Below are 12,042 nucleotides of genomic sequence, written 5' to 3'. Positions count from 1 at the left end.
GGAGGGGACGAGGTGCTGCTCGGCGGGCGTAAGCTCACCGAGCCGAGTTGCGCAACCGCATGTTGGCTGTCCGCAGCGCCGCGGTCGCCGCCTCCTGCCATACCCGAGCCGAGTCCAACAGTCCGGTCATGGCCGGGGAGATATGGACATGTCCTTCTCCCAGGTAGAGCTCGACGGGGACACCGGCCTCGCGCAGTCGCTGCGCGTACCATTCGCCATCACCACGTAGAACGTCGTATTCGGCTATCGCGATGTAGGCCGGCGGGAGCCCTGTAAGGTCACGGGCCAACAAGGGAGAAGCGAACGGATCATTACCGTTACCGCTGTCGCCAAGGTAGAGCGCGCAGAACGTGCGTACGTCGGACATCGACAAAGGCAGCTCGTCGCCCTCCTCCCGCGGGCGGCTGTGGGTCAGGTCCAGAGCGGGAACCTCCAGGAGCTGGTAGGCGATGTCGTCCCGCCCCTTGTCCCGTAGCATGAGCGTTGCCGCCGCGGCGATGTTGGCGCCCGATGATTGGCCGCCGATGGAAATCGCGCCGGGCAGCGCGCCGATCTCGGCGCTGTTTTCATGAACCCAGTTCATGACCGAGACCGCGTCGTACACGGGCGTTGGAAAGGGGTGCTCCGGCGCTTTTCGGTAGTCGATGGAAATGACAATGCAATCCGCATGTACGCACCGGTGGCGGCTGACGGCTTCCGAGTCCTTCGAAAATGCGCTGTTGATCACCCACCCTCCTCCGTGCAAGAAGATATGCACCGGATGAGGTCCGGCGGTGGTCGGCCGGTAAAGGATCGCTCGCACATTCTCGCCGGGCGAACCGATGCTCAGGACCCGGCGCTCGGCGACGCGCGGACCGGGTCGGCCGAACTTGTCGAATGCGGCGTCGTTGTTCTGGTTCATCTGTGCTCGGAAGAGCTCCACGTCTTCAATGACCTTCGGCGGATGGCCGAAGGGCAGGAGCGGCCGCAGGTGCGGATCGATCGGCATTCTTGTCCTTGGGAGATGCAGAGGGGCGTCAGCGAACGCCACGTACCGGAAGGATTGCGATGCCGCCGAGGATCGCGACACCGCCGGCGACGGCGAACAGCGTGGAGTAGGACCCGCCTCCCAGAAGGAGGATGAACGGAGCTGCCGCGGGAGCGAGAGCATTGGCGAGCGTGCTGGACATATTGAAGACCGCCATGTCCTTACCCGCGTTCGCTTTGTCCGGAAGAACATCGGCGACCAGTGCGAGGTCGACAGCGAGGAATGCCCCATACCCGATGCCCGCGATCCCCATCGCGAACAAGTAGCCGTTGAACCCCGTTATCAGCGATGCGATGATCAGCGCGACACCGTATACCGCCGCAGAAGTCAGCACGAACGCCTTCCGGCGGCCAAGGAAGTCCGACAGCTTGCCACCGGTGACGCTGGTGAGGATCGTGGTGATCGACAGCACCAGACTCGCGACGAAGATCTGTCGCGGCACCTCGTCCGGGCTGGATCCGAGGTGATCGAGCAGAAAGAACGCCTGGTAGGTGGTGAGGAAACCGTAACCGATCACGAACAGGAGACGGCCGACCCAAACCCACGCGAAGTCCGGGTGCCGGACAGGGTTCACCCAGAATGTCCCCGCGATCTCGCGCACCGACAGTCTTGGTCTGGGGGCATCCTTGGAGAGCCGGCGATCCTTGACCAGGCCGATGAACACCACAACGCTCAGAGCCGCGATGAGCGGCGGCAGCAGGAACGTCAGCAAAGTGCTGGCAGCGACAAGCTGGATGATGAACGTACCGCCGATCATCGCCAGCGGCAGTGTGAGACCGACCAGACCCGATACCAGGCCACGCTGACGCACCGGCACCCGGTCGGCGATGACCGCAAGCAGCGGGGTGCCGATCAGGTTCGCCGCGACGCTGTACAGCGCGAATGCGATGAGCAGTACTGTCACATTCGGCGCGAGCGCCATCACCGCCCCCAGCGCGACGACTCCGGCCGCACCGATGAGAAGGTACGGACGGCGCATGCCGATGCGTGCTGTCGTTCGGTCACTCAGCCGCCCCACCACTGGCATCAGAACCAGAGGAAGGAGGACACCCACGCCGATGATGAGACTCAATGCGCTTGCGGCGTCCTCGGGTCCGACCAGAGCCCGGACCTTGAGTGCCAAGGAGACCGTGCCGGGCATCAGGCAGGCGACCCAGAATCCTGCGTAAGCGAACGCGAATGCGAAGATGAACGACTTGCCTATCGGGGGATGCTCACTCTCGGATGGCACAGTGCGGGACTCAGTTGGTGGCTCAGATGAGATAGGGGACGCAAATGGTCCCGCGTCGGAACTCGTCATGTCGTGCCAATCTTCGTTCTCTCACTCAGACGTGTCAGTGGCTGAGGGGCGGGATGCTCGATTCTGAGGGCATGGGGAAGGGCGCACTCAGCAAGGCGACGTTCCCTTGGTCCGAGCGTCTGTCGGGCCGATGGTGCGGCGTTGGGGAGACTGTAGGCTTGCCGAGAGTTCAGAACCAACGATTCGTTGCGATGGCATCCATCGCTGACAGAGAACTTTCCGATGGCCGGCCCGTGAGCCGGCTTGATCGCTGACCTCCTCTCATAGCTGGTCAGCGAGTCGTGCAAAGGTGTCGGCGGCGGGCTCGGCCCTTGCTTGGCGGTAACCGGTTCCGGCCCAAAGGTGGATCAGGCGTGCGTCAGCGGCCACGGTGGCAGCCTTGCGGAGCGGGCTTGTGAGGTGGTGGAGGGCGGGGTAACCCGCCGGGGCGAGCGGGTCGTATCGGTCGGTGAAGTGGTTGCGCAGGGCGCGTGCGGGCCGCCCGGTGAAGGCACGGGTGACGAGGGTGGTCTCGAAAGCCAGATCAACCAGGGCGGCCTTGTGAGGTGCGGACGCCCCGCTCTCGTGCGTGCGCAGCAGGACGGTGCCGACCATGGCGGCTTCCGCGCCTGCGCGTACCGCGACTGCCACGTCGGTGGCGGTGGTGATTCCACCAGCGGCGATGACAGGCAGGGCGACAGCGCGGCGCACTCCGGCGATCAGGTCGGGCAGCCGGACCGGCGCGGGAGGACTCGCAGGGGTGAGTGTGGCCGAATGCCCGCCGGCGGCCGGCGCCTGCACGACCAGCGCGTCGACGCCGGCATCAGCCGCTCGACGGGCTTCGTCGGCCGAGGTGACACACTGCAGAACGGTGCTCCCGGCCCTGCGCAGAGCGCTGACGACCGCACGGTCCGGGATGCCGAAGGTGAAGGAAACCCAGGGCACGGGAGCGGAGGTGAGCAGGTCGATCTTGTCCGCCCAGTGGTCGTCATCCTCGATCGGTTCCTCGGGCAGAGTGAGCCCGTAGCGGTCGGCCTCCGCCCGCACTTCCCACGCGTAACGCCGGTACGCCTCCCGGGAGATGGGGACCGGGTTGGGCACGAAGAGGTTGACGCCGAATGCGGTGCCTTCCGCGCGCGTGGTGTGGATCTGCCCGGCGAGTGCTTGCGCGGTCTTGTACCCACCGGCCAGAAAGCCCAGGCCGCCCGCTCGGGCGGCAGCGGTGACCAACGCGGGCGTGCTCGGTCCACCGGCCATCGGGGCTGCGATGACGGGAAGGTCTGCTCCGATGCCGGACAGCAGTGTGCTCACGACAACTCCTCGTCAACCTACGGGTGGGCGTTCAGTGGCCGGCTCTCACGCTAGGCAGCGCGTGTGTGCCTGTGAAATGCCGGTTAAGCTGCCGCTATGCATGTCAGGCATGGATGCGGCGAAGGGGCGTGAGCGGCATGGATGTCGAACTGCGTCACCTGAGGGCTTTCACATCCGTGGCCCGCCATCACTCGTTCTCCCGTGCCGCCGAGGAACTGCTGATCACGCAGCCGGCGCTGAGCCGTACGATCGCGCAACTGGAGGGCGGTCTGTGCGTCCGTCTGCTCGACCGGTCCTCACGGCACGTCGAGCTGACCGACACCGGCGCGGAATTCCTCATCCACGCCGAGCGCGTTCTCGCGACCCTCGACCAGGCCCTCGCCGTCGTAAGCCGCCGAGTCACCCTCCGGCTCGGATTCAGCTGGCTGCTGCCCGCCCCCTGGGCACAGCGGACCGTCAGCCGCTTCGAGGAGACCACCGGCGCATCGGTCGACCTGACCAGGTCCGACGATCCTCTCCAGGCGCTGCGCCGGCGCACCGTCGACATCGCGTTGGTCCGGGGTGACGTCGACGCGCCAAGAGGGGCGCGGATCGTGCATCTGTACGACGAGCCGCGCATCGCCGTATGCTCCGAGCGCTGTGATCTGGCTCGCCTCGGTCAGCTGGACTGGACGGACGTCCAGTACTGGCCGCTGGTCGTCAACACGGTCAGCGGTACCACTGGTCCATGGTCGTGGCCCGTGGACCAGCGTCCGGCCCAGATCATCGAAACGGCCAACTACGACGAATGGCTGGAGACGGTGGCCGCCAACCGCGGAATCGGCATCGTCCCCGAGGCCGCGCAGCACCGTACCCAGCACCCCGTCCTTCGCTTCGTGCCCCTGACCAACGCACCGCCGAGCCCGGTCAGCCTCGTCTACGTGCCCGACGTCCAGCGGACGCTCATCCGCCGGTTCCTGGAGGCTGCCGCACAGGCCGCCACCTCGAGGTGATCCGCACGTTCCGGCGAGCAGACTCTATGCGTGACACGCATAGACAGGTCACCATAGGCATTTCTGCCGCGAGCGGGGAGCCATTAGCGTCGATGACGTGAGCCAGACCATCAGCACTGTTCGGCGGGGGTCGCGATGAGCACAGGGCTGTCCCGGCAGGAATGCGCGATCACCGTCCTGGGCGGCCCGACGGCCGTGATCGACATAGGCGGCCTGCGCGTCGTCAGTGACCCGACCTTCGACGAGGCCGGCCCGCACGGCTACCTCACCAAGACGGCCGGACCTGCCGTGGACGAGAACGGGGTGGGACCGGTCGACCTCGTTCTGGTCAGCCACGAAGCGCATCCGGACAACCTGGACGAGCGTGGCCGGGTGTTCGCGAAGACCGCCCCATTGGTGCTCACCGGCCCCCAGGCCGCCGGACGGCTGGGCTCACCGGCCGTCGGCCTCTCCCCGTGGGCCGGCCATTTCGTGCCTCGCGCGGACGGCGGCGGCGACCTGACCGTACGGGCGGTCCCTGCGGTCCACGGCCCCGAGGACGGCGAGCGAGACTCTGATGGCAACATCAACTGCGAGGTCACCGGGTTTGTGCTGTCCGGACATGGACTTCCCACCGTGTATGTAAGCGGCGACAACGCCTCGATCCGCGCAGTGGCGGAGATCTCCCGCCGGGTGCCGGACATCGACGCGGCCGTCCTGCACGTGGGAGCGGCACGCGTACCGGCGAAGTTCGGTGGTCGGCCCTTGTCACTGGACGGCCGCGGCGCCGCTGCCGCGGCAGCCGTTCTCGGCGCGGACACCGTGATCCCTGCCCACTACGACGGCTGGGCCCACTTCTCCGAGGGGCTGTCGGAGATCGAGCTGGCCTTCCACGAAGCCGGCCTCTCCTCCCTGCTGCGGGTCGCGGCCCATGGAACGTGGGTGCAACTGACCCGCTGATGTGCCCGCACCCACAGACAAATCAGCAACAGATGAGCAAGGAACGACAGCAATGCCATTCGTACGAATCGATCTGATCCGCGGACGTCGTCCCGACGAGGCGAGGGCAATCGCCGACGCCACGCACCGGGCACTCGTGGACGTGCTGGACATCCCCGAGCGGGACAGGTTCCAGATCATCACCGAGCACGACGCGGATCACGTCATCGCCCTCGACGCCGGTCTGGGCTTCGAGCGAACCGACCGGCTGGTGATGATCCAGATCTTCACCCAGTCGGGGCGTACCGCCGAGGTCAAGCAACGCGTCTACCACGCCGTCGCCGAGCAGCTGGAACCGCTCGGCATCAGCGGCGAGGACGTCTTCATCGGCATCGTGGAGAACGGCCCTCAGGACTGGTCGTTCGGCTTCGGACGCGCTCAGTACACCGAGGGCGTCCTGCCCGTCCCCGGCCACTGACGACGTCCACCCTTTCACCGGCCGCGGGTATGCTCCTGCCGCACAGGCACATGTGGAGGTCGACGTGGAACTGTCCGACCTGCGGATCTTCCTGGCCGTCGCGCGCACGGGCGGCATCACCAAGGCCGCTCAGGAACTGCACACCGTGCAGTCGAATGTCAGCGCGCGGATCCACGCGCTGGAGAAGGAGCTCGGCGCCCCGCTGTTCCGTCGGCATGCCCGGGGCGTGGCGCTGACGAACGCGGGGGAGCAGCTTCTGCCGTATGCCGAACGCATCAGCAGGCTCGTCGAAGAGGCGCAGTATGTCATCGGCGACGAGAGCGATCCCTGCGGACCGCTGCGGATCGGATCCATGGAGACCACGGCAGGCCTGCGGCTTCCCGCGGTGCTGGCGGCCTTCGCGGAGGACTGTCCCCGCGTCGACCTTTCGCTGATCACCGGGCCGACCGAACAGTTGGTCCGGGACGTCCTGGAGCATCGGCTCGACGGCGCGCTGGTCAGCGGCCCGGTGCGACAGCCCGACCTGGTGGAGACCCCGGTGTTCGAGGAACGCCTGGTCCTCGTCACGGCGCGCCGGATCGCCGGCCTGGACGCCGCCATGCGCGACCCCAAGATCCTTGTCTTCCGTACCGGCTGCTCCTACCGCAGGCGCTTGGAGAGCATCCTGCAGGCGCGGGGCGCCGTCGGGGTGCGCTGCATGGAATTCGGAACGCTCGATGGCATCCTCGGCTGCGTCGGGGCCGGCATGGGCCTCACACTGCTGCCCGCCGCCGTGGTCGAGCGGCACGCCTCCCGCGAGCAGGTTCGAGTGCACGAGCTGCCAGAGGAGGAGGCACACGCTCAGACCGTCTTCGTCCAGCGCGTCGACGCACCGCCGTCGCCCACCCTGACGCGCTTTCTCGCGCATGCGGGGGCCGTGGAGCAGCCACCGCCCGTCCTGCGGATGGTCGGAGATTCCTCCGCGGCCACGGGCTAGCTCACCGGCCTGACGCTTGTCGGCCATCGGAAAGTTCTCTGCTGGTGATGGCTGCCATCACAAGCAATCGTTGGATATGAAGTCGCGGCGAACCTACTGTCCCCTTTAACGCCGCACCGCCCACCGCACCGCCGGGCGGATGCCTGGACGAAGAGGACTTCGCCTTGCTGACAACGCGCCTTACCAACGCCTTCGGAATCGAGCACCCCGTCGTACTCGCCCCCATGGACCTCGTCTCCGGCGCCCGGCTCGCCACCGCGGTGACCACCGCGGGCGGACTCGGCATGATCGGCGGAGGCTACGGCGACGAAGAGTGGTTGAAGCGGGAGTTCGCCGCCGCGGCCGGCACCCGGGTGGGGTGCGGCTTCATCACCTGGAGCCTGGCTCGCCGCCCCGAGCTGCTCGACGTCGCCTTGGAGCACCAGCCCGCCGCGGTCATGCTGTCCTTCGGTGACCCGGCCGCGTTCGCCGACCGGATCCGCGCCGCGGCCGTACCGCTGCTGTGCCAGGTCCACACGCTCGATCAGGCCCGCCAAGCCCTCGACGCCGGAGCGGACGTCATCGTCGCGCAGGGTGGCGAGGCCGGCGGGCACGGAGTCGGGACGCGGTCGACGTTCACCCTCGTACCCGATGTCGCGGACCTGATCGCCACCCGCTCTCCGCACACTCTCCTGCTGGGTGCCGGCGGAGTGGCGGACGGTCGCGGGCTCGCCGCCGCACTCGTCCTTGGCGCGGACGGTGTCCTGGTGGGAACACGCTTCTGGGCAACGGAGGAAGCGGTGGTCTCGGCTCGCGCCCACGCCCGCGCGGTGGCGGCAGGCGGTGATGACACCGTCCGAACAAGCGTCTACGACATCGTGCGCAAGTACGACTGGCCCGCCGACTACGACGGTCGTCTGTTGCGCAACCGGTTCATCGACCGGTGGCACGGGCGGGAGCCGGAACTCGCAGCACAACTCGCCGAGGCCACCGCAGAGTTCAAGGCCGCTGTCTCACAGCAGGACTTCGACATCGCAAACATGATCGTCGGCGAGAGCGTGGGCTTGATCCAGGAGATCCTGCCCGCCGGGGAAGTGGTGCGCAGAATGGCGCAGGACGCCGCCGCCCGGCTCGTCCGGCGCGCTCCGCAGACCGCCGCATTCAGCGGCTGAACCACTGTCCCGCAGGACTCCCGCCGATGACCGGAGCCTCGTATCCCCGCGCAGTGTCTCCAGCGGCCGGACCTCCGGTCTGTCACCTGAGCAGGAGCACGTGAACAGGAGCACCTGAGCAGGGCATCGACACCAGGCTGAAGATCGCCCCCGTCCGCAGGCCGCGAGGCCCTCAGGATCGATTCGGCTTCGGCACGTCCGCTCCTGCTCGAATTCATGCGACGCCGCCACACCGGCGTCGGGAGGGATCGCCATGTCCAGTCCCCAGCCTCCGCAGGCCTCTCCGAGAGAACTGCGCCGCATCATCGCCGCATCCAGCACCGGCACGCTCATCGAGTGGTACGACTTCTTCATCTACGGCAGCCTCGCCGTCGTCTTCTCCGGGTTATTCTTTCCCTCCGGCGAATCGAGCATCGCGCTGCTGGTGAGCGTGGCGGCATTCGGCACCGGTTTCGTCGTCCGCCCCCTCGGGGCGTTGTTCTTCGGCAGGCTCGGCGACCGGGTCGGCCGCAAGAAGACCTTCCTTGCCACGCTCATCGTCATGGGCGTGGCCACCGCCCTCATCGGCTGCCTCCCGAAGTACGACACCATCGGCACGGCGGCCCCCGTACTGCTGGTTCTGCTGCGGCTGCTCCAGGGCTTCGCGGTGGGCGGCGAGTACGGCGGTGCCGCCACCTACGTCGCCGAGCACTCCCCGGCAGATCGCAAGGGCCTCTTCACCAGCTTCCTGCAGACCACGGCCACACTCGGGTTGCTGTTGTCCATCTTCGTCGTCGTCGCATGCCGGCTCCTGCTGGGCGAGGACGCGTTCACTTCGTGGGGCTGGCGGCTTCCCTTCCTGCTCTCTGTCGTCCTCATCGTCTTCTCCCTGAGGATGCGACTGAAGCTCCAAGAGTCGCCGGTGTTCACCCGTATGCAGGCACAAGGCACCCTCTCCAAGGCGCCCATCCGGGAAACCCTGGGCAACCCTCGGTCGCTCGGCCTCGTCCTGCTCACCTTGTTCGGCCTGACCGCCGGGCTGGGTACGGTCTGGTACACCAGCCAGTTCTACGCCCTGTACTTCCTGCAGAGCGTGCTGAAAGTGGACTTTCTCACCACCAACGTCTGCATGGCGGTCGCGCTGGTGCTGGGCACTCCCTCCTACGTCCTGTTCGGCCGACTGTCCGATCAGTACGGCAGGCATCGCATCATCGTGGCGGGCCTGGCCCTGTCGGCCGTGAGTTTCCTGCCCCTGTACGCCTGGATACGCGAAGCCGCCGCAGACCGGTCATGGGCGCAGGTCGTCGTGGCGGTGACCCTGCAGATCATGTTCAGCGCCATGGTGTACGCGCCGACGGCCGCCTATCTGACCGAGCTCTTCCCGCCTCGGATCCGCTACACCGGCCTGTCGGTGTCGTACCACCTGGGCGTCGGCGTCTTCGGCGGGTTCATGCCGCTCATCGCGCTCTCGCTCACCACATCGACCGGCAACCAGCTGGCCGGTCTGACTTACCCCATCGCCGTGGCGGCCGTGTCCACCGTGGTCAGCCTGGCACTGCTGCGCGGCGGCAGGGACAACAAGCTCGTCCGGGCCGTGTGGAGCCGGCTCGACACGTCCGAGCGGACGGACTCGCCCGAACCCTCAACCACCAAGTAGTGATCCAGACCAGCGCATGCCTCCCTGACACCGCAGGCGCTGCCACGTGGTTCCCGTCATGCATCCGGACGTGGCGGAACCCCCACCCCCGCCTCACCAGCATCCCCGTACTCCCTCCACTGACGCTCATCGTCCTCAAGGAGTTCCCGTGCACGTATACAGTCCGGTCAACCGCGCAGTCGTTGTCCGGACCCTTGAGGCCGAGGGGGATGGTGTTGGGCGCGCGACAAGGTTGCTCCCCTTGGGCTTGACGCGCCTGCAGTGACCGTCACCGGGGATGCCGCGCGAATGTGCTGGTCACGGCGCCCCCTTGCGATTGTGGTGGGGTGTTGCCGTCAGGCTCTGAGTATAGTTGATCTTGTACTCCGATCCCGTACCACGGTCACCCCAGACGGCGTCTTGTGTGCTACGGCGTCCCCGCAGAGCGCTGATGGCGAGGCAGAGTCAAGGCATGACCGGCGCGCGGCGGAGTCAGGTGGACGAGACACTCGCCATGATCGCCCGGCGACGTCACCGGCCGTCTCCGCTGGTGCTGGAGGCGGGGCGGGTGAGGCGGACCATGGCGCGGTACAGCGCGGTGGGTGCGGGCGCCTGCTCCAGCGGCGGCAGGTCGGCGCCGGGGGCGGCGTAGGCGCGCAGCATCTGGCCGACGAGGCGGCGCCAGGCGCCGGGGGCGGCGTCTTGGGTGGCGGCGACGACACCGGCGTTGGCCATCAGCAGGATGACGAGGTCTTCTGAGGTGAAGTCGGCGCGCAGGTGGCCGGTGGCCTGGGCGCGGGCGATGAGTTCGAGGAACCCGTTGTAGGCCTCGGCGCGGCGGGCTTCCAGGGCTTTGGCGGTGGGGAAGGTCATGGCCAGCACGTCGGCGAAGCCGCGGTCGGCGGCCTGCATGGCGCACACCGTGTGGATGTAGCCGGTGAAGCCGCGCCAGGGGTCGGGGTCGGCGAGGGCGTGGGCGACGGCGGCGGCGTAGGCGTCCATGCGGTCGGCGAAGACGGCGTTGATGAGTTCTTCGGGGGTGGCGAAGCGGCGCGAGAGGGTGGCCTTGCCGACGCCTGCCTCGCGGGCGATGCAGGCCATGGAGACGCCGATCCCGTGGCTGGCGTACAGGCGGCGGGCGGCGGCCAGGATGCGCTCACGGTTGCGTTCGGCGTCGGCGCGCAGCCCCGGTTCGGGCTGCCGGTCCAGGGTCGAGTCGGGGTCTGCGGTGGAGGTCATGGTCCCATCCTAGCCAAGTGGAACGGGCTGCCCAGTTCATTGCTAGGCTGTCGCCATGGAACTGGGCACCTCGTTCCACTTTCCGAAAGGTGTACAACATGCGTGCTGTGACTCTGGACTCCGTCCCCGCGACTCCCGCCGTGACCGAGGTCGACACTCCCCGTCCTGAGGCCGGTGAGCTGCTGGTGAAGGTGACCGTCTCCTCGATCAACGGCTTCGACGCCGCCACCGTGGCCGGCTACCTGCAAGGGGTGATGGAGCACCGCTTTCCGCTGGTGATCGGGAAGGACTTCGCGGGCACCGTCGAGGCTCTGGGCGAGGGTGTGGACGGTTTCGAGATCGGCCGGCCGGTCTTCGGGGTGGTGATGAAGCCGTTCGTGGGCACCGGCTCGCTGGCCGAGTACGTCACCGTGTCCGCCGCCTACGGCGTGGCCCCCATCCCGGAGGGCCTGGGCGTTCGGGAGGCGGGCGCGCTGGGACTGGCCGGCACCGCGGCGCTGGACAGCCTCAACGCCGTCGCCCCGGCCGACGGCGAGACCGTGCTGATCTCCGGCGCCACCGGCGGAGTGGGCGCGCTGGTCGTACAGCTCGCCGCCGCCCGCGGCGCCCGCGTCATCGCCACCGCCCGCCCCGGCGCCGAGGCCGACTTCGTCACCGGCCTCACCGACGCCAAACTCGACCTCGTCGACTACACCGGCGACCTGCCGGCCCAGGTCCGCGCGCTCGCCCCGGCAGGCGTGGACGCCGTACTGCACCTGGCGGGCGACGGCGCCGGGCTCGCGAGCCTGCTGCGTCCGGGCGGCCGCCTCGCCTCCACCCTCGGCCTGACCGCCGACGCCGTCGAGACTTCCGGCGTCACCGTCCACACGATCATGGCCGACACCAACCCCCAGACCCTGACCGCCCTGGCCGCCCAGGTCGCCTCGGGCGCGCTGAGGGTCCCGGTCACCGCCACCTTCCCGCTGGAGCGGGCCCCGGAGGCGTTCGCCGCCTTCGGCGCCGGCGCCCTCGGCAAGCTCGCCGTCACCTGCTCCTGAACCCCCGCCTACGAAAGAG

The 12,042-nt window shown here is 68.0% G+C and carries 11 protein-coding genes; 7 read left to right on the top strand and 4 right to left on the bottom strand.

Annotated features, from left to right (window positions below):
• Positions 1 to 34 precede the first annotated feature (34 nt).
• From ACWDRB_RS55510 to ACWDRB_RS55500, 3 genes are all read right to left on the bottom strand, one after another.
• Positions 35 to 988, bottom strand: coding sequence for an alpha/beta hydrolase (locus tag ACWDRB_RS55510; RefSeq protein ID WP_449908801.1), 954 nt, complete (start codon positions 986 to 988; stop codon positions 35 to 37).
• Between the two features lie 28 nt (positions 989 to 1,016).
• Positions 1,017 to 2,327: an MFS transporter gene (locus ACWDRB_RS55505; protein ID WP_449908798.1), complete on the bottom strand. Its 1,311-nt coding sequence runs from the start codon at positions 2,325 to 2,327 to the stop codon at positions 1,017 to 1,019.
• Positions 2,328 to 2,588: 261 nt separating this feature from the next.
• Positions 2,589 to 3,617: a nitronate monooxygenase gene (locus tag ACWDRB_RS55500; RefSeq protein ID WP_449908796.1), complete on the bottom strand. Its 1,029-nt coding sequence runs from the start codon at positions 3,615 to 3,617 to the stop codon at positions 2,589 to 2,591.
• A gap of 137 nt (positions 3,618 to 3,754) precedes the next feature.
• Between ACWDRB_RS55500 and ACWDRB_RS55495 the strand changes: the two genes are divergently transcribed.
• The 6 genes from ACWDRB_RS55495 (at position 3,755) to ACWDRB_RS55470 (ending at position 9,768) form a co-directional block, all read left to right on the top strand.
• Complete coding sequence (locus tag ACWDRB_RS55495) at positions 3,755 to 4,609, top strand: LysR family transcriptional regulator (protein WP_449908793.1); 855 nt, start codon at positions 3,755 to 3,757, stop codon at positions 4,607 to 4,609.
• A gap of 135 nt (positions 4,610 to 4,744) precedes the next feature.
• Positions 4,745 to 5,548, top strand: coding sequence for an MBL fold metallo-hydrolase (locus ACWDRB_RS55490; protein WP_449908791.1), 804 nt, complete (start codon positions 4,745 to 4,747; stop codon positions 5,546 to 5,548).
• A 52-nt stretch (positions 5,549 to 5,600) separates the two neighbouring features.
• The gene (locus ACWDRB_RS55485; RefSeq protein WP_449908788.1) at positions 5,601 to 6,005 is read left to right on the top strand and encodes a tautomerase family protein; all 405 of its coding nucleotides are present in this window, start codon (positions 5,601 to 5,603) and stop codon (positions 6,003 to 6,005) included.
• A 64-nt stretch (positions 6,006 to 6,069) separates the two neighbouring features.
• Positions 6,070 to 6,981, top strand: coding sequence for a LysR substrate-binding domain-containing protein (locus ACWDRB_RS55480; protein ID WP_449908786.1), 912 nt, complete (start codon positions 6,070 to 6,072; stop codon positions 6,979 to 6,981).
• Between the two features lie 164 nt (positions 6,982 to 7,145).
• Positions 7,146 to 8,132: an NAD(P)H-dependent flavin oxidoreductase gene (locus tag ACWDRB_RS55475; protein ID WP_449908783.1), complete on the top strand. Its 987-nt coding sequence runs from the start codon at positions 7,146 to 7,148 to the stop codon at positions 8,130 to 8,132.
• Between the two features lie 253 nt (positions 8,133 to 8,385).
• Positions 8,386 to 9,768 (top strand): MFS transporter, encoded by a 1,383-nt coding sequence (locus tag ACWDRB_RS55470; protein ID WP_449908780.1) that lies wholly within the window; start codon positions 8,386 to 8,388, stop codon positions 9,766 to 9,768.
• 510 nt (positions 9,769 to 10,278) lie between these two features.
• Here ACWDRB_RS55470 and ACWDRB_RS55465 read toward each other — a convergent pair.
• Positions 10,279 to 10,986 carry a TetR/AcrR family transcriptional regulator gene (locus ACWDRB_RS55465; RefSeq protein ID WP_449908778.1) on the bottom strand — a complete coding sequence of 236 codons (708 nt, stop codon included), beginning with the start codon at positions 10,984 to 10,986 and terminating at the stop codon, positions 10,279 to 10,281.
• Between the two features lie 98 nt (positions 10,987 to 11,084).
• Here ACWDRB_RS55465 and ACWDRB_RS55460 point away from each other — a divergent pair, with 98 nt between their 5' ends.
• The gene (locus ACWDRB_RS55460; RefSeq protein ID WP_449908775.1) at positions 11,085 to 12,023 is read left to right on the top strand and encodes an NADP-dependent oxidoreductase; all 939 of its coding nucleotides are present in this window, start codon (positions 11,085 to 11,087) and stop codon (positions 12,021 to 12,023) included.
• Positions 12,024 to 12,042 lie beyond the last annotated feature (19 nt).

The sequence above is a fragment of the Nonomuraea sp. NPDC003707 genome (assembly GCF_053587055.1).
This window is presented reverse-complemented; position numbering and strand designations above follow the sequence as displayed.